Raw genomic sequence first — 16,724 nt, forward strand, 5'->3', positions numbered from 1 at the left:
TATCAATCCATCTTATATTTAATATTTTTCTTATCGTTATATCTTTCTTTTGCAAGGTTGATTAAATCCGTAATGAGTTCGCTATAGCTTTTCCCCATGTTCTCCCATAATAAAGGATACATACTGAATTTCGTAAAGCCTGGCATTGCATTCGTTTCGTTAATGTAAATTTTTTCATCTTCAGTTAAGAAGAAATCTGCACGTACTAATCCTGAACAGTCAGTCGCTTTAAATGCTTCTATCGCCATATCCCTTAATGTCGTCTGTATTTCTGGAGAAATATTTGCTGGGATCTGTAATTTAACTTGACCGTCTACATATTTAGATTTGTAATCATAAAAATCTACATCTTTTACCACTTCACCCGGTAATGTCGTTTCAGGCGTCTCATTACCAAGTACCGCTACTTCTACTTCGCGTGCTGCCACACCTTGCTCAATGACAAGTTTACGATCAAATTGCAGTGCTTCTTCAATACCTTGTTTGAGTTCTTCAGTATTTGTGCATTTAGAAATTCCAACTGAAGATCCTAAATTTGCCGGTTTCACAAATACAGGATACGTTAACTTGCCTTCAACAAGCGAGATTATATTTTCTTTATGTGCTTCATACTCAGACTTTAAAAAGCTTACGTATGGTAATTGAGGCAGACCACGTGTCGCAAACAGTTGCTTCATTACAAGTTTATCCATCGAGCTTGAAGCAGCGAGTACACCATTCCCAACGTAAGGAATATCCAGCACTTCAAATAGTCCCTGAATCGTTCCATCTTCACCGTTTGGACCGTGAAGCAGTGGAAATACTGCATCATACTTATGACCCGTCGTTGACTTATTCAGCATATCAGAAACCGATTGTCCATCTGATTCTGATAATCTTAATATCTCACTATCTTCAATGCATTGTGTAATGGCTGGACCTTTTAACCATTCGCCGTCGTTTGTAATATAAATTGTATCGATTGCATATCGTTCTTTATCCATCGCATTAATTACGGATTGGGCTGTAAGTAATGACACTTCATGCTCAGCACTTTTCCCACCATATATAATACAAATATGTTCTTTTGTCATATGTATTCCTCCAAACTATTAATAGTATAATATTATCATGATATAATGATACATGCACTTCATTTCATATATGCAATAAAGTCGTGTTACATATTTATATATACTTTAAGATGAATTATGTATAATAAAATTTATAATTATTTATAAGGGGTAATCAAATGCCAACAAGTAAGACGAGTAAGACACGTAATAAACAGAAACGTTCATGGATTGAAAGAATAGACTGGTGGCTCATCATTTTAATTTTAGCGTTTTTCGCAATCAGCTTAGTTATTATATCTTCTGCGATGACCGGTCAGCAATATGGTACAAATTTTGCCATGCGACAAGTGTTATATTATTTACTTGGATTCGCGCTTGCACTTTCTATCATGTTTGTCAGTCCCGAGCTCATTAAAAAATGGACATTTTTCATATATATAGCTGGTAATTTAGCTTTATTAGGATTATTAATATTACCAGAATCATCATTTACACCGGTTATTAATGGTGCGAAAAGCTGGTATGTATTCTTTGGTAAGCTGAGTCTGCAACCTTCTGAATTTATGAAAATTATATTAATGCTGACATTAAGCAAAGTTGTATATGACCACAATCGTTTTACATATTATAAATCATTCCAGACTGATTTAGCACTTTTACTTAAAATCGGATTAACTTCGCTGATTCCGATAATTCTAATATTGCTTCAGAATGACCTCGGAACGACGCTTGTACTATTAGCAATCATCCTCGGTGTTGTTGTCGTTTCAGGCGTTACGTGGAGAATTCTCGCGCCATTTCTTATCACTGTATCGCTATTAGGTGCTTCAATCATCTTAATGGTAATTTATAAGCCGGCACTTATTGAGAAGTTACTCGGCATCCAAACTTATCAACTCGGCCGTATTAACTCATGGCTAAATCCCAGCCAGTATAGCGACGGAGAAGGGTTTCATTTAATGGAATCCATGAAGGCAATTGGTTCTGGTGGTTTATTTGGTAAAGGTTACAAAGGTGGAGAAGTATACATCCCTGAAAACCATACAGACTTTATCTTCTCAATCATCGGTGAAGAATTTGGATTTATCGGTGCTATTATCGTACTCGTATTATTCCTGGCGTTATTCACACATCTTGTACGTCTTGCACAAGTTACAACGAAGCCATTCTCATCATTCTTTTTAGTTGGCTTTATCAGTATGATCGCATTCCACGTTTTCCAGAACATAGGTATGACAATTCAAGTTGTTCCGATTACCGGCATTCCATTACCATTCATCAGTTATGGTGGAAGTGCCCTCTGGTCGCTTATGTGTGGTATAGGTATTACATTATCAATTTATTATCACTCCAACCCCGAACAGTTAAAGAAACTTAAAGAAAAATAAGAGATAGAGACATACGTCTCTATCTCTTATTTTCTTATGTATTTATTTCAGCTTGGCAGGTGCGACATTCGGTAACGTGCGCATAACATCAAGACGAGATTTCGTTTTACTAATATTAACGCCTAATGAAGAAAGCAGAGTGACAACGCTTTTAATTTTTTCTTGTGATTGTTTCATACAAATCACTCCAATCCATTTGTTATTTATAGTGTAACCGATTTTTTTCCATATGACTATAGGACTATAGACTTATTTATGTTAATTTTTTGATAATTTTATGAACTGTATGTTAAATTCATACACGCTTTCTTCATATCACTCACAATATGAATTGTGTATAATAGAAAGCATTAGGGGGTTATACATTGAGCCAATTACAGGAAATCGATTATTCTCAGATTTTTTCTATATTATTTTTTGTCGGATTTATATTCAATATCTTTTTAGCGTTTGTTGTCATATTTCTTGAAAGACGACAAGCTGGTTCAACGTGGGCCTGGCTGCTCGTATTATTCTTTCTTCCGATAATCGGCTTCATTCTATACTTATTATTCGGGCGTCAGATTAAACATCATACAATATTCACGTTAAACGATAGCGATCGCATCGACCTCGAAAAAATTGTTAATGAACAGCGCATCGCAATCGATAAAGGAAATATTAATGTACGTTCTGATGAAATCATTAAGCATAGCAATATTATCCGTATGCTGCTGCACAATTACTCATCATTTTTAACGACAGATAACGCTGTTGAAATATTAACAGATGGCCGCAAGAAATTCGATCGTTTACTTGAGGATATCGAGAACGCAGAGGACCATATTCATATTCAGTACTACATCTTCAAAAAAGATGGTATCGGATTAGATATTATCAATGCTTTAATGAAGAAACTTGAAGAAGGTGTAGAAGTAAAAATGCTCTACGATGATATTGGCTCAAGAACACTTTCATTATCCCGTTTCAAAGACTTTAAAGCACTTGGGGGGCAAGTCGAATCATTCTTCCCTTCTAAGTTACCACTCATTAATTTCCGAATGAATAACAGAAACCATAGAAAAATTGTCGTTATTGATGGAAAAATCGGTTATATTGGTGGCTTTAATGTTGGTGATGAATACCTCGGACTCGACAAAAAATTCGGTTACTGGCGTGACACACATTTACGCGTTGAAGGTGATTCAGTTAATGCACTGCAACTGCGCTTTATGATGGACTGGAACTCGCAAATCACGCGTGACTTTATGTCTTACGATAAGAAGTACTTCCCTGACGTAACAAGTAAAGGAGATATCGGAATCCAAATTGTATCCAGTGGGCCAGACTCATCTGCACAACATATAAAAAATGGTTACTTAAAGATGATTACATCAGCAAAAGAATCCATTTATATACAATCACCTTACTTCATACCGGACACTTCATTGTTAGATGCATTAAAAATTGCAGCAATGACAGGTGTTGAAGTTAATATTATGATTCCAAATAAGCCGGATCATCCATTTGTTTACTGGGCAACGTATTCTAATGTCGGCGAACTATTAGATGTCGGGTGTAACATATTCATATATGAAAACGGCTTTATCCATACGAAGATGGTACTTATAGACGATGAAGTCGCAAGTGTCGGAACTGCAAATATGGACTTCAGAAGTTTTGAACTTAACTTTGAAGTCAACGCCTTTATATACGATGATGTCGTTGCGAAAGATTTACGTAAAACTTTCGAGGAAGATGTACGTGTATCTTCACAACTAACGAAAGAAATTTACGACCAGCGTGTTATGCTGATTCGCATTAAGGAAGCCATTGCACGACTTATATCTCCAATATTATAAATGGCTGAGACAGAAGAAATCTGTCCCAGCCATTTTTTAAAATGTAAACATAAAAGAAAGGAATTTTTCACAATATGAACAATGATATTATCAAACTAACAGAAGACTTTGTGAAGCACATACATAAAGATGACACATCAGGGCATGACTTCGCTCACGTTGACCGTGTCAGAAAGCTCGCACTGCATATAGCAAAACAAGAAAATGCAAATCCCTTTATCGTAGAGATGGCAGCATTATTACATGATACAGTCGATGATAAATTATTTGATGAACAACAAGCATGGGATAGATTGAATGCTTTTTACAGCACAATTGACATTAGCGACGCGCAAATCGATGAAATTAATCATATTATTCGCTATATGAGCTTTAAAGGCGGACAGAATGAAGGGAAACTTAAGTCGTTAGAAGGTTTTGTCGTACAGGATGCCGACCGATTAGATGCGCTCGGTGCTATCGGTATCGCCCGTACATTTATGTTTGCAGGGAAATTTGGAGAAGCAATGTATGATGAAAGGATTCTCCCTAGAAAAGATTTATCAAATTATCGCGATCAGAGTACTGCAATCAATCACTTTTATGAGAAACTGTTTAAACTCATACATTTAATGAATACTGAAACCGGAAAAAAGATTGCACAGGAACGCAATGCGTATATGCAGCAATTTATCGATACATTTAAAAAAGAATGGCACGAACCATTTTAAATAAAACGCGTTTTAGGAAATTGAGTTCCTAAAACGCGTTTTCTATTATTTATTTCTTTTTCTTCTTCTTACTTGATACTACTTGCGTATTCTTCGGTTGATTCGCACGTTCATTCTGTTCATGCGCTTCGATTAATGGTGCAATTTCTTCGTGTACTTTCTTTTTATAGAATTTATTACCCAACCATGTCTGAACGACTAAGAATGCACCACCGACTGCCCAGTATAATGGCAATGCAGCTGGTGAAATCGCTGACATCCACACGATCATAATCGGTGAAATGAACATCATCATACGCATTTGTGCTTTTTGCTCATCAGGGATGTTCTGCATAGATACATAAGCCTGAACTGCATATACAATACCTGCAATAATTGTCATTGCGATATCTGTTTTTGTTAAATCAAACCATAAGAAGTCCGGATATTTCGTAATGCCGCCTTCAGTAGGATACTTTAATACATAGAATAATCCTGTAACAATCGGTAATTGAATTAATAATGGTAAACAACCCATGTTTAATGGATTAATGCCGTTTTCTTTATATAACGCCATCATCTCCTGGTTTGCTTCCATCTTCTCTTCTTGTGTACGTGCACGTTTCACACGTTCCTGAATTTCTGTCATCTGTGGCTTGATTAAAGCCATTTTCTCACGCATCACACTTTGGTTACGGTACGTTTTCATCATGAATGGGAATAATGCTAAACGTACAATTAAAGTAATTGCAATAATAGCAAGACCATAGTTATGTCCCATATGAGATCCTAACCAGTGGATTAACTGATCTAATGGATGTACAAATGTATCATAGAAAAATCCATTACGGTTTGATTCTTTTGAATAGTCACAGCCTGATAAAACAATTGCTGCAGTAAATACTAGGAGCCATATCGACTTCTTTTTCATTTTTTCACCTCATAATATTATTCACATAGAGGTTATTTTATCATAAATTATTGCATACATAAACAAAAACCATGATATTTTACTTTTTACTTATAATACTGTAAATAATCTGTAACAACTTGCGGAATGTTTTTGCTTCTTGCGATTGACGAAATTGTTGAAATCCCGTCAGCACCTGAACCGATAATCATTTCACAGTTTGTTGAAGTAATTCCACCGATTGCTACAATCGGAATATCTTCATCATATAAACGCATTTTACGAATTAATTCAATGCCCCCTGGCTTCTTTGCGTCACTTTTACTACTTGTTTCATACACCGGTCCTACACCTATATAATCAACGTGCGTCAAATCTGATTGGTCATATTCCTCAAAATTACCGACGGATAAACCGATAATTTTTCCTTTAAAGTCTTCGATGATATTCTCAATCTTCTCATCATCCTGACCTAGATGGATACCGTCAGCATCAATCTTCTTTGCGAGTGGCACATCATCATTAACGACAAATGGGACGTTGTATGCTTTACACAAACGAAATAAACGAATCGCAAGCGCTTCTTTGTCATCACCAGTTAGTGCATGCGGTCCCTTTTCTCTGAACTGGTACATCGTAATTCCCGCTTCCAGTGCTGATTTCAGTATATTTTCTAATTGACCATCCGGCACGTCCGAAGTTCCTGCAATGAAATAAACACGAAGCATTTCCTTATTAAACATACGCTACACTTCTTTCACATGTAATTCCTTTGCTATATCATCTTCTTGAACACAATAGAGCTGATCTATTAAATTCATAGCAAAATGTCCTGGCAAGGTCCCATTAGCACTTTGTTCTGCGCGCTCTGCTGCAATTGTATAAGTCGCAACCGCCTCTGTTAGTAGCGCTAATGAAGGTTTAATTTCATTATATATGAAACTTGCAACAACTGCTCCTAATAAACATCCGCCACCTGTCACTTTAGTTAACAGCGGTGTACCATGTTTTAGTAAATGCATACGTCCATCCTGACAGATTGCATCTACTTCTCCTGTAACAATAATTGCTGTTTTAAATGTGTTATATGCATTTCTCGCGACGATATCCGTTGATAACGATGCATCCGCATCTGTTCCTTTCATTGATGCTTCTCCTGTTAATGCCGCAAGTTCAGAGGCATTCCCTCGAATAACACTAATGTTATACTCATGAATAAGTTTGAGACAGAATGCTTTACGAAATTTTGATGCACCACATGCAACCGGATCCAGTACAATCGGTACGTTATGTTTATTGGCATATTCAGCTGCTTTTAATATATTCTCTTTATGAGATTCTTCAATTGAACCGATATTAATTAAAAGCCCACCTGCGTACATTAAAAATTCTTCCATTTCTCTATGCTCTGTCGCCATAGCAGGACTGGCACCTAATGCAAGCAGCCCATTTGCAGTGAAGTTTTTAACAACATCATTCGTTATACAAATAATAAGCGGATTATCATTACGTAGTTGTGTAAGCATTACTCTACCTCCTGAAACTTGAAGTGATTAACCGGACCTTGTCCATGCCCGAGTTCAGGTGTATACTTAATCGCCATATCCATATAATGTTTCGCTAAAGTTACTGCATCTACGATTGACTTACCTTTAGCAAGTTCAGCAGTAATTACTGCTGAATATGTACATCCCGTACCATGTGTATGTTTCGTATCATAACGTTCTCCCGGCAAAGTGCACAGTCCAGACTTCGTGAATAAGTAGTCCGTTGCATCCCCTTTTAAATGTCCCCCTTTAATTAATACGCTTTGTGCACCAATTTCATTAATAAATATTTTCCCGGCACGTTCTATTTCATCGATTGTTTCGACCTTCATATTTATAATCGTCTCAAGTTCCGGTATGTTAGGTGTAACAACTGTAGCAAGATCCAGCAACTTCGTACGAACGGCATTCTGGCCATGCTCATCAAGTAATAAATCTCCGCTTTTTGCAATCATAACAGGATCTATTACATAAGGAATGTTATGACGTTCAATATATGGTCTTACAACGTCCATTACTTCACTCGTTGCAAGCATGCCCGTTTTTACAGCGTTTGGTACGATGTCAGAATATACACTCTCCAATTGTGCATGAATTACGTCTACCGGTTGATTAAATACTTGCTGAACGCCTAAAGTGTTTTGTGCAACAAGGCTTGTAACGACGCTCATACCATATACACTACGCGATTGAAATACTTTAAGGTCAACTGTTGTTCCTGCACCACCTGTAGGATCTGTACCTGCGATTGATAATGCTGTTCTCATTAATATTCCTCCCAAGTTTCAATATTATATGACATATTAAAAAAGCGTTTTTCATGTATACAACTTTCAACAAAGTTCTTTCTTAATATTTCTAACTCATCATCTGAAGCCGTCTGACTGAACGCATTCACCCATCTATCAAGGTGTCCGATAAGTTCGTCCATATTTACGCAATAAAATTCAACCCATGGCTTAAGCGGATTATTTGTTAAGTCATTTCGCGCTCTTATTTTCAATGCTAATTGCTGATATACATATGGACATGGTGCCATCGCACAAATCGTAAAGCTCGCATCACTGTAACGATATGCATTGTAATACATATGTTTAATATAATGATCACTTGATGGATACCACTCACCTTCCTTAATCAACGATTTATAATCTACACCAGCATAGTTTGCCAACGTATAATGCGCATCAATTTCACCATTCATAACAAAATCAATTTGTTCGAGTAAAAACTTTATTCCTTCTCTATCATTTAATTTAGGAATGAGTAAACTATATATTTTCGCAAATTCATTTAAATATAAACTATCTGCCTTTAAGTAGTGACATACAGCGTCTTTCTTCAAGTCACCTTTAATAATCCCCTGAATAAAAGGATCATTATAAATCGATTCGATAATTGGTTCTACTTCTTTCTTTAACTCTTCTGTAAACATATAATTCCTCCTCAAAATAAAAAACCTATCTCCGTATAGGAAATAGGTTAAATACACATAATGGTACTTAGCACAACTTTCCTACGCCGGCATTATCCGGATCAGGTAAAGGGTTTGACAGACGTCATCTCAGCACGAAGCACCCCTAGTGTGTATCATTTACTTATAGTTTAACTAAGTTAATAAATTAATGCAAAAAAGAGCTTTAAAGTGAATTTCACTTTAAAGCTCTGAATATAAATTATAATCTTGCTCCACATGCTGGCCATGGTTGTGCACCACGAGAGTTATATAAGATTTGAGCACGTTTTGTTTGCTCTGCTGCAGATGCTTGGTGTGGATATCCTGAACCACCAACACTTTGCCATGTTTGTAAATCAAATTGGTACATACCGTAGAAGCCATTGCCTGTATTGATAGAAGCATTTCCACCTGATTCACATTGTGCTAATGCTGACCAGTTTAAACCATTGTTAACGCGAGGCGCTGGTGCAGCCTGAGTTTTTGTATATGTGACTTGTTGCTTAGGTGCACTATATACTGTTTGTTGAACAGGTGCTTGATAAGTTGATTGTGCTACTTGATTTTTAACTGGCGCTTCGTATGTCGTTTTTGAAACTGCTGGTTGAACAGGCGCTTTGTATGTTGATTGTGCTACTGGATTTACTGGTGCTTGTTGAACATTGTTTGAAACAGGCGTTCCAACTGAACCATTAATCTTTAATGTGTCTCCAGCAATGATTAAATCTGATTGTAAACCATTCCATGCTTTAAGCTGTGCTACTGTTACACTATATTGAGATGCAATTTTACCTAATGTATCTCCAGGCACGATAACGTATGTTGCATCACTATTGTTTGATGATTTGTTTGTATCATTTGTTTCATTAATATTTAATACTTGATCAGCAATGATTAAATCTGACTTTAAGTTGTTTTCAAGCTTTAACGCTTGAACTGAAGTATTAAATTCGTTAGAGATTTTCCATAATGAATCTCCACTTTTTACTTTATATTGAGCTGCATCAGCTTGAGTCGCTGCGAATGTTCCACCTACTGCAAATACTGTTGTCACCGCTAATAATTTTTTCATTTTGGAATGTCCTCCTAGAGTTTATATGCGTTTTGAATAACTATACTATATCAAATTAAAATATTTCATAGGTTACAGTTATATAAAGAATTAAGTGTTATGTTACACTCATGTTACAATTCTACAAAATAAAATGATTTCGCAATTACACGAAATCATTTTTTATTATTAGTAAGCTGTTGACCATTGAGATGCGCCAGCTGTTTGGTATAATATTCTAGCGCGTTTCCATTGTTCTTCAACTGAAGCGTTTGCTGGGTTTCCAGTTCCACCTACTGATGCCCATGTTGATGGTGAGAATTGGAATAATCCGTAGTAACCTGCTGGGTTAACAGCACTTGGATTACCGCCTGATTCGCGTTGTGCGATAACACGTAAGTGTGCATCCATCGATGAATTACCAGCTGGTGCTGCTGCTTGTTGTACTGGTGCTTGTTGTACCGGCGCTTGTTGTACCGGCGCTTGTTGATGTGCAGCTGTTTGTTGTACTACTGGTTGAGCAGGTGCTGCTTGCTGTACTTGTTGTACTGGCGCTTGTTGTACTTGTGTATGTTCAGTTGCTTGTTCAGGCGCTTGTACTACTGGTGCTGCTTTAGCTGCTACTGGTTGTACTGAAACTGGTGTTTGTGCTGCTGTTTGAGTAACAACTTGTTTTTCCTCTTTATCAACGATAATCATTTTACCGGCTTTAAGATCTTTATTTGATTTAATTTTATTCCATTTCTTTAAATCTGCTACTTTAGTATCAAATTTCTTAGCGATTTTTTCTAAAGTATCACCATTTTGTACTTCGTATTTCCCTTTAACTAATACTTCTAATTTTTGATTTGGGAAAATAATATCTGAATCTAATTTATTGATCTTTTTAATACGTTCAACTGTTGTATCATATTTATCAGCGATAGACCAAAGTGACTCACCTTGAGATACTTTATGTTCCTTCGCGTCTGCCTGTGCTGTAATTCCTGTAGCTAAAATAGCGATACCTGTAACTGTTGCAAATTTTTTCATTATATATGTTGCCTCCGATAAATTCATTTAATTTTTATTTAGTCTTTCAGTTATAGTTGCGTTTTCTGATTGATATAAATTTATCATGAATTTACATTTCTTTGGTTACAGAATGATGTTTTATAATTACAGAAATATTACAAAAGCATATCAATTTAAAAATAACCTTTGCAAAAGCGTTCAGCACTGCGCTTTTACAAAGGTTGGTGGGTGTATAGATGAGGTGTGAGTAATGAAATGGCGTCTAAAACGGGATGTTACTATCTGTTACATTACTATCTTCACTTTCAGCAGATGTTTCACCATCACTTTCTTGTGATGATGTTTCATCTTTATTTTCTATATTAACTTCATTGTTTGTCGCTTTCTTAATAATCTCATCAGCCTGCTCCGCATATACACTCGGAGATTTCTCTTCCTGATTCTCAAAAAGTTTACTGTTCCAACGTTCTTCAGCCGTCGATTGTGTTTGCAGGAGCTGATCTGTACCTTTTGTCAGTAAGCTATTTGTAATCTTATCTTTCACTTCATCTGATAAGCTATTCCAAATCGTATCAGCACGTGATTCATGCTTTTCTGCTTTATTACTGCTCATATTAGGCAGGAATTTAATGTTTTCAATTAATATTTCTGTACCGAAATTCGTCTTCCCGTCCTTCTCATAACGTGTGCTATGAATTTGACCAGTAATACTGACAAAACTACCTTTATTACAATACTTATGAATATTCTCTGCAGTTTTATTAAAAGCTTTACACATTAAAAAATCAGTCTGCCTCTCACCTTGCTTAGAATTACCTCTATCTACTGCTAACGAAAATGTAACAATCGTTGTGTTGTTAGCAGCCTGACGCAGCAACGGATCTTTTACGAGACGACCTGCAACAATAGCTTTGTTTATCAATTTCTCACCTCCTTTCACATAAAATATATTAAAAATCATTTCAAATAGAAAATTGCAGAAATTAAAAAATCGTAATGAAAATAACGTTATTTTTTAATTTCTGAACGTAATTATTCAAAAACTGCTAACTTTTCAATGCAATTTTTGAAATATAGTAATTTGAAAAATTTATGGAAAGATTTATAATAGATGATGGAGGGATATACATGAAAACGTTCAAAGCAATTCGATTTCAAATCGTTGAAGATGAATCAATGAAAGAGTATATGTTGTACGATGGTGTAATAATCAATAAAGAAAATAGTGGAACTGGCTGGCTGCTTGAAATATTAATTGATGAAATTCACCTTGAAACGATGGAATCATACATGCAGAACGGTACGATACTTGATACGCGTGTCGTTATTACACGTGCATCAAATGATCCCGCGATGTTCGAGTCCACAATTAAAGATATTCAAGTTTTGGATGATAAAATTTCAGTTATATTTGAATGTCACATTTATACGTTACGACAAACATATGCTGAAAAGTTATTAGAGCAACTCGTAAATGATGGATTATCCGGTCAGTCACTTATTACAGCATTCAACAGAAAGATGCAGTCTAAGCCTAAATTAAAGGATGAAAATGAATAAAAGAACCCCCCAAAGTTCAATTCATGAACTTTGGGGGTTATTTTATTGGTCTACAATTGCAAAGCTGATTTCACAACTACATGCAAGACGATCTCCGACCATTGCAGTCGCAGTCCCTTTACCAATTGGACCTTTAATACGCGTCATTTCAACTGTAAGTGTTAAAGTATCTCCTGGTGTTACTTGGGATTTGAAGCGACATTTATCTATCCCTGTAAACATCGCAAGTTTTCCTTTATTATCTTCCAAATTTAACATCGCGACCGCACCTACTTGCGCAAGTGCTTCAACAATTAATACACCTGGCATTACAGCGTATTCTGGAAAGTGCCCCTGGAAGAAAGGTTCATTCCCGCTCACTTGTTTAATACCTGTGCAACGTTTACCATCTTCTAACTCAACGATACGGTCAATTAACAAAAATGGATAACGATGCGGAATAATTTTTTTAATTTCATCAAAAGTTAATAAAGTTTCCATTAACTGCCACTCCCTGTAAGTTCTCTAAGATGCTGCCAAGTTGACGGTTTGAATATATCTATTGGTGAATGTAATATACCATATCCAATCATCATGCCGATAATAAAAATAATCGCCATTAAAACTAAAACGAAAATCAGTGTAACATATATCGGTACAGTTCGATGTACGACTTCAGTATCACCAATTTGTGTGACACGCTCTTTAAAAGTTGGCTTTCTCAATTTCATAATGCACACGCTCCTAGGCATTAATAGTTTCTTTAACATCACCTGTACGTTCTATTTCTGCACCAAGACTACGCAGTTTTGTATGGAAATTTACATATCCTCTGTCAAGATGATGTAATGCAGTTACTTTAGTATAGCCTTTTGCGACAAGTCCTGCAAGGATGAGTGCAGCACCACTTCTAAGATCTGTTGCAGCAACATCTGCACCTTGCAATGCACTATTCTTAATAAATGCAAATCGCTTATCAACAATTATATTTGCATTCATTTTCTGGAACTCTGTTGCATGCATAAAGCGATTTTCAAATACGGTTTCATTCACACTGCTATTCCCTTCTATAGACAACATTAATGCCATCATCTGTGCCTGCATATCTGTCGGGAATCCGGGATGTGGTAATGTTTTTACGTCAATTGCGTTTAATGGTCCTTGTGCGCTTAAACGAATACCTTTTTCATCTATCTCGATATTGCATCCTGCTTCACGAAGTTTTGCGATTAGCGCCTGCATATGCTCGTACACTGCACCTTCCACATATACATTACCTCGTGTAATTGCCGCTGCGATTAAAAATGTACCTGCTTCAATTCTATCTGGAATGATTTCATGTTTCGCACCTGATAATTTCTCAACGCCATGGACAGTTATCGTATCAGTCCCAGCCCCTTGAACATCTGCTCCCATGCGATTTAAATAATTTGCAAGATCTACAATTTCAGGTTCACGTGCAACGTTATCAATTACTGTTTTACCTTCAGCTAGTACAGCTGCCATTAAAATGTTCTGCGTTGCACCTACACTCGGGAAGTCCAGATAAATTTCCGCGCCTTTAAGTTTTCCGTTTACTGTTCCAATTAAGTAACCATTTTTTTGTTCGATGCATGCCCCGAGCGCTTTTAATCCTTTCAGATGTAGTTCAATTGGTCTTGATCCAATCGCACAACCACCCGGCATTGCAACTTCGGCATAGCCAAAACGAGCAAGTAATGGGCCTAATACTAATACACTTGCACGCATTTTACTTACGAATTCATAAGCTGCATGCGTTGATAACTCTCCTTGTGCATCTACGGTCACACGATTTATATTCATTTCTTTTTTTACTTTTGCGTTTAATCCTTCTAATACAGCTGAAATTGTATCAACGTCCGAAAGTGCTGGGACATTACTGAATTCACTCACACCTTCTGATGCAAGTAAAGATGCTGTCATGATTGGCAGTACAGCATTCTTCGCCCCTTCAACTTTGACGTTTCCAACTAATTTATTGCCACCTTTAACGATAATTGTATCCATTATTTCCTCCAAAATCATAAACATATCTATACAAGTATTTTATACTATTTACCCCTTTAATACACTATTTATTCATTAAAAAAGAATAAATATTTGATTTGTATATTTTATTAAATCGACAATGAAGTTTGTTACTAGGTAGCTTATCCCCATACTTAAACTCATTAATATTACCTGGATATCCTGAGTACGATTTTGTTTGAACCATTGTTCTGTTCGTATTGCCTGTAGACTTTTAAATATTACCCCGGAAATTAATAAATATAAAACGATATATGTAAGTGCAAATACATTCATATTATTCTCCTGTAAAAAAGAGGCTGAAACATACGTCTCAGCCTCTTAATGTGATTATCTAAACTTTGCGACTTCAATACGGTTCATCGCACGGTGTAATGCACGTTCTGCACGATGGAAATCAACATCAGCTGCTTTATCTTCTTTAAGTCGCGCTTCAGCACGATGTAAAGATTCAGTTGCACGCTCAATATCAATTTCATCAGCTTGTTCTGCAGCTTGTACTAACACCGATACTTGTTGTGGACGAATTTCAGCGAAACCTTCAGTTACAGCGATGTAATCTTTATCGTTTCCTGATTTCGTCACACGAACAGCACCAATTTTAAGTGGTGCGACTGTAGGAATATGTCCAGCCATCACACCCATTTCACCTGACTCAGTCTGTAGAACAATTAATTCAGCTTCAGCTTCTGAGTATATTGATCCATTAGGAGTGACTATTTCAATTGCTAATTTGTTCATAGTTTCTTCCTCCTATGTTTATACTTCTACACCCATACCTTTAGCTTGTTCTAATACTGCTTCAATGCCACCAACTAAACGGAAAGCATCTTCAGGAATATGGTCATATTTACCTTCTAAGATTGCTTTAAAGTCCTGTACAGTTTGTTTTACTGGTACATAAGAACCTTTTTGACCAGTAAATTGTTCAGCAACGTGGAAGTTTTGAGATAAGAAGAACTGAATACGACGCGCACGTGCAACAGTCTTTTTATCTTCATCAGATAATTCATCCATACCTAAAATGGCGATGATATCTTGTAACTCACGGTACTTCTGTAAAGTAGCCTGAACGCCACGCGCTACTTCATAATGCTCTTCACCAACAACAGCAGGTGTTAATGCACGTGAAGTTGACGCTAATGGGTCAACGGCTGGGTAGATACCCATCTCTGTTAATTTACGCTCTAAGTTTGTTGTTGCATCTAAGTGGGCGAACGCAGTCGCTGGTGCTGGGTCAGTGTAGTCATCGGCTGGTACGAATACCGCTTGAATCGATGTAACTGATCCTACGTTTGTTGACGTGATACGTTCTTGTAATTGCCCCATCTCAGTAGCAAGTGTTGGTTGGTAACCAACGGCAGATGGCATACGACCTAACAGTGCCGAAACCTCAGAACCTGCTTGCGTGAAACGGAAGATGTTATCGATGAATAAAAGTACGTCCTGACCTTGTTCATCACGGAAGTACTCAGCCATCGTTAAACCTGATAATGCTACACGCATACGTGCACCAGGTGGCTCATTCATTTGTCCAAATACCATAGCTGTTTTCTTAATAACGCCTGAGTCGCTCATTTCGTGGAATAAGTCGTTACCTTCACGTGTTCTCTCACCAACACCGGCGAATACCGAAATACCACCATGCTCTTGAGCGATGTTGTTAATTAATTCTTGAATTAATACTGTTTTACCTACACCGGCACCACCGAATAGACCGATTTTACCACCTTTGATGTATGGTGCTAATAAGTCTACTACTTTAATACCAGTTTCTAAAATTTCAACTTTCGTTGATAACTCTTCGAATTTAGGTGCCTGTCTATGAATTGGATCACGACGAACTGAACCATCAATTTCAGGTTCTAAGTCGATTTTTTCTCCTAATACGTTGAATACACGACCTAATGTTGCATCTCCAACTGGTACAGAAATTGGTGCGCCACTGTCTGTAACTTGCGCTCCACGTTGTACACCGTCAGTAGAGCTCATTGCGATTGTACGTACTGCATCATCACCTAAGTGAAGGGCAACTTCTAATGTTAACTTTTCAGTTTTGCCTTCTCCACGTTCGATATCTAAAGTTAAGGCATTGTTTAACGCTGGTAATTGACCATGTTCAAAACGAACGTCAATAACCGGACCCATAACTTGGATTACGTGACCTACTGCCATGTTTATTCCT

The 16,724-nt window shown here is 36.8% G+C and carries 20 protein-coding genes and 1 riboswitch; of the genes, 4 read left to right on the plus strand and 16 right to left on the minus strand.

Features of this window, described 5'->3' with window-relative positions; all coding sequences use genetic code 11:
* Positions 1 to 2: 2 nt before the first annotated feature.
* Positions 3 to 1,073, minus strand: coding sequence for a D-alanine--D-alanine ligase (locus LAU42_RS10390; protein ID WP_224183489.1), 1,071 nt, complete (start codon positions 1,071 to 1,073; stop codon positions 3 to 5).
* Positions 1,074 to 1,231: 158 nt separating this feature from the next.
* Between LAU42_RS10390 and LAU42_RS10395 the strand changes: the two genes are divergently transcribed.
* Complete coding sequence (locus tag LAU42_RS10395; RefSeq protein WP_224183490.1) at positions 1,232 to 2,443, plus strand: FtsW/RodA/SpoVE family cell cycle protein; 1,212 nt, start codon at positions 1,232 to 1,234, stop codon at positions 2,441 to 2,443.
* 42 nt (positions 2,444 to 2,485) lie between these two features.
* Here the strand turns inward: LAU42_RS10395 and LAU42_RS10400 are convergent, their stop codons facing one another.
* Complete coding sequence (locus LAU42_RS10400; protein WP_224183491.1) at positions 2,486 to 2,620, minus strand: Lmo0850 family protein; 135 nt, start codon at positions 2,618 to 2,620, stop codon at positions 2,486 to 2,488.
* Positions 2,621 to 2,808: 188 nt separating this feature from the next.
* Here LAU42_RS10400 and cls point away from each other — a divergent pair, with 188 nt between their 5' ends.
* On the plus strand, positions 2,809 to 4,284 hold the full coding sequence (gene cls, locus LAU42_RS10405) for a cardiolipin synthase (RefSeq protein WP_224183492.1): 1,476 nt from the start codon (positions 2,809 to 2,811) through the stop codon (positions 4,282 to 4,284).
* 74 nt (positions 4,285 to 4,358) lie between these two features.
* The gene (locus LAU42_RS10410; protein WP_224183493.1) at positions 4,359 to 4,994 is read left to right on the plus strand and encodes an HD domain-containing protein; all 636 of its coding nucleotides are present in this window, start codon (positions 4,359 to 4,361) and stop codon (positions 4,992 to 4,994) included.
* A gap of 49 nt (positions 4,995 to 5,043) precedes the next feature.
* Here LAU42_RS10410 and yidC read toward each other — a convergent pair whose 3' ends face one another.
* The 8 genes from yidC to LAU42_RS10460 all read right to left on the minus strand — a co-directional run bounded on the left by yidC (position 5,044) and on the right by LAU42_RS10460 (position 11,873).
* Complete coding sequence (gene yidC, locus LAU42_RS10415) at positions 5,044 to 5,904, minus strand: membrane protein insertase YidC (protein ID WP_224183494.1); 861 nt, start codon at positions 5,902 to 5,904, stop codon at positions 5,044 to 5,046.
* 86 nt (positions 5,905 to 5,990) lie between these two features.
* A complete protein-coding gene (thiE, locus tag LAU42_RS10420) occupies positions 5,991 to 6,626 on the minus strand; it encodes a thiamine phosphate synthase (protein ID WP_224183495.1) in 636 nt (211 codons plus the stop codon).
* Between the two features lie 3 nt (positions 6,627 to 6,629).
* A complete protein-coding gene (gene thiM / locus LAU42_RS10425) occupies positions 6,630 to 7,409 on the minus strand; it encodes a hydroxyethylthiazole kinase (protein ID WP_224183496.1) in 780 nt (259 codons plus the stop codon).
* On the minus strand, positions 7,409 to 8,197 hold the full coding sequence (gene thiD, locus LAU42_RS10430) for a bifunctional hydroxymethylpyrimidine kinase/phosphomethylpyrimidine kinase (RefSeq protein ID WP_224183497.1): 789 nt from the start codon (positions 8,195 to 8,197) through the stop codon (positions 7,409 to 7,411). The genes thiM and thiD overlap by 1 nt, the downstream gene beginning before the upstream one ends.
* Positions 8,197 to 8,865, minus strand: coding sequence for a thiaminase II (gene tenA, locus LAU42_RS10435; RefSeq protein ID WP_224183498.1), 669 nt, complete (start codon positions 8,863 to 8,865; stop codon positions 8,197 to 8,199). The genes thiD and tenA overlap by 1 nt, the downstream gene beginning before the upstream one ends.
* Before the next feature lie 61 nt (positions 8,866 to 8,926).
* Positions 8,927 to 9,022, minus strand: a riboswitch (TPP riboswitch).
* An 84-nt stretch (positions 9,023 to 9,106) separates the two neighbouring features.
* The gene (locus tag LAU42_RS11870) at positions 9,107 to 9,958 is read right to left on the minus strand and encodes a LysM peptidoglycan-binding domain-containing protein (RefSeq protein ID WP_277602369.1); all 852 of its coding nucleotides are present in this window, start codon (positions 9,956 to 9,958) and stop codon (positions 9,107 to 9,109) included.
* A gap of 168 nt (positions 9,959 to 10,126) precedes the next feature.
* Complete coding sequence (locus tag LAU42_RS11875; protein WP_277601873.1) at positions 10,127 to 10,969, minus strand: LysM peptidoglycan-binding domain-containing protein; 843 nt, start codon at positions 10,967 to 10,969, stop codon at positions 10,127 to 10,129.
* A 244-nt stretch (positions 10,970 to 11,213) separates the two neighbouring features.
* A complete protein-coding gene (locus LAU42_RS10460) occupies positions 11,214 to 11,873 on the minus strand; it encodes a single-stranded DNA-binding protein (RefSeq protein WP_224183499.1) in 660 nt (219 codons plus the stop codon).
* A gap of 206 nt (positions 11,874 to 12,079) precedes the next feature.
* Here LAU42_RS10460 and LAU42_RS10465 point away from each other — a divergent pair, with 206 nt between their 5' ends.
* Entirely contained in the window at positions 12,080 to 12,511 is a 432-nt protein-coding gene (locus LAU42_RS10465) for a YwpF-like family protein (protein ID WP_224183500.1), read from the plus strand.
* 42 nt (positions 12,512 to 12,553) lie between these two features.
* Here LAU42_RS10465 and fabZ read toward each other — a convergent pair whose 3' ends face one another.
* The 6 genes from fabZ to atpD form a co-directional block, all read right to left on the minus strand.
* Positions 12,554 to 12,991, minus strand: coding sequence for a 3-hydroxyacyl-ACP dehydratase FabZ (fabZ, locus tag LAU42_RS10470; protein ID WP_224183501.1), 438 nt, complete (start codon positions 12,989 to 12,991; stop codon positions 12,554 to 12,556).
* Positions 12,991 to 13,221 carry a DNA-directed RNA polymerase subunit beta gene (locus LAU42_RS10475; protein WP_224183502.1) on the minus strand — a complete coding sequence of 77 codons (231 nt, stop codon included), beginning with the start codon at positions 13,219 to 13,221 and terminating at the stop codon, positions 12,991 to 12,993. The genes fabZ and LAU42_RS10475 overlap by 1 nt, the downstream gene beginning before the upstream one ends.
* A gap of 13 nt (positions 13,222 to 13,234) precedes the next feature.
* Positions 13,235 to 14,518 carry a UDP-N-acetylglucosamine 1-carboxyvinyltransferase gene (gene murA / locus LAU42_RS10480; protein ID WP_224183503.1) on the minus strand — a complete coding sequence of 428 codons (1,284 nt, stop codon included), beginning with the start codon at positions 14,516 to 14,518 and terminating at the stop codon, positions 13,235 to 13,237.
* A 75-nt stretch (positions 14,519 to 14,593) separates the two neighbouring features.
* Positions 14,594 to 14,815, minus strand: coding sequence for a DUF1146 domain-containing protein (locus tag LAU42_RS10485; protein WP_224183504.1), 222 nt, complete (start codon positions 14,813 to 14,815; stop codon positions 14,594 to 14,596).
* 54 nt (positions 14,816 to 14,869) lie between these two features.
* Positions 14,870 to 15,280: a F0F1 ATP synthase subunit epsilon gene (locus LAU42_RS10490; protein WP_224183505.1), complete on the minus strand. Its 411-nt coding sequence runs from the start codon at positions 15,278 to 15,280 to the stop codon at positions 14,870 to 14,872.
* 18 nt (positions 15,281 to 15,298) lie between these two features.
* Positions 15,299 to 16,714 carry a F0F1 ATP synthase subunit beta gene (gene atpD, locus LAU42_RS10495; protein WP_224183506.1) on the minus strand — a complete coding sequence of 472 codons (1,416 nt, stop codon included), beginning with the start codon at positions 16,712 to 16,714 and terminating at the stop codon, positions 15,299 to 15,301.
* Positions 16,715 to 16,724 lie beyond the last annotated feature (10 nt).

Source organism: Macrococcus armenti, from assembly GCF_020097135.1.
In the GTDB taxonomy this organism is placed as follows: domain Bacteria; phylum Bacillota; class Bacilli; order Staphylococcales; family Staphylococcaceae; genus Macrococcoides; species Macrococcoides armenti.

Coding starts and splice junctions, on each gene's coding strand:
- yidC (WP_224183494.1), bottom strand. CDS start 5,904: ATGAAAAAGAAGTCGATATGGCTCCTAGTATTTACTGCAGCAATTGTT.
- atpD (WP_224183506.1), bottom strand. CDS start 16,714: ATGGCAGTAGGTCACGTAATCCAAGTTATGGGTCCGGTTATTGACGTT.
- murA (WP_224183503.1), bottom strand. CDS start 14,518: ATGGATACAATTATCGTTAAAGGTGGCAATAAATTAGTTGGAAACGTC.
- LAU42_RS10475 (WP_224183502.1), bottom strand. CDS start 13,221: ATGAAATTGAGAAAGCCAACTTTTAAAGAGCGTGTCACACAAATTGGT.
- thiD (WP_224183497.1), bottom strand. CDS start 8,197: ATGAGAACAGCATTATCAATCGCAGGTACAGATCCTACAGGTGGTGCA.
- LAU42_RS11875 (WP_277601873.1), bottom strand. CDS start 10,969: ATGAAAAAATTTGCAACAGTTACAGGTATCGCTATTTTAGCTACAGGA.
- thiE (WP_224183495.1), bottom strand. CDS start 6,626: ATGTTTAATAAGGAAATGCTTCGTGTTTATTTCATTGCAGGAACTTCG.
- tenA (WP_224183498.1), bottom strand. CDS start 8,865: ATGTTTACAGAAGAGTTAAAGAAAGAAGTAGAACCAATTATCGAATCG.
- LAU42_RS10490 (WP_224183505.1), bottom strand. CDS start 15,280: ATGAACAAATTAGCAATTGAAATAGTCACTCCTAATGGATCAATATAC.
- LAU42_RS11870 (WP_277602369.1), bottom strand. CDS start 9,958: ATGAAAAAATTATTAGCGGTGACAACAGTATTTGCAGTAGGTGGAACA.
- LAU42_RS10465 (WP_224183500.1), top strand. CDS start 12,080: ATGAAAACGTTCAAAGCAATTCGATTTCAAATCGTTGAAGATGAATCA.
- LAU42_RS10395 (WP_224183490.1), top strand. CDS start 1,232: ATGCCAACAAGTAAGACGAGTAAGACACGTAATAAACAGAAACGTTCA.
- LAU42_RS10390 (WP_224183489.1), bottom strand. CDS start 1,073: ATGACAAAAGAACATATTTGTATTATATATGGTGGGAAAAGTGCTGAG.
- LAU42_RS10485 (WP_224183504.1), bottom strand. CDS start 14,815: ATGAATGTATTTGCACTTACATATATCGTTTTATATTTATTAATTTCC.
- thiM (WP_224183496.1), bottom strand. CDS start 7,409: ATGCTTACACAACTACGTAATGATAATCCGCTTATTATTTGTATAACG.
- fabZ (WP_224183501.1), bottom strand. CDS start 12,991: ATGGAAACTTTATTAACTTTTGATGAAATTAAAAAAATTATTCCGCAT.
- LAU42_RS10400 (WP_224183491.1), bottom strand. CDS start 2,620: ATGAAACAATCACAAGAAAAAATTAAAAGCGTTGTCACTCTGCTTTCT.
- LAU42_RS10410 (WP_224183493.1), top strand. CDS start 4,359: ATGAACAATGATATTATCAAACTAACAGAAGACTTTGTGAAGCACATA.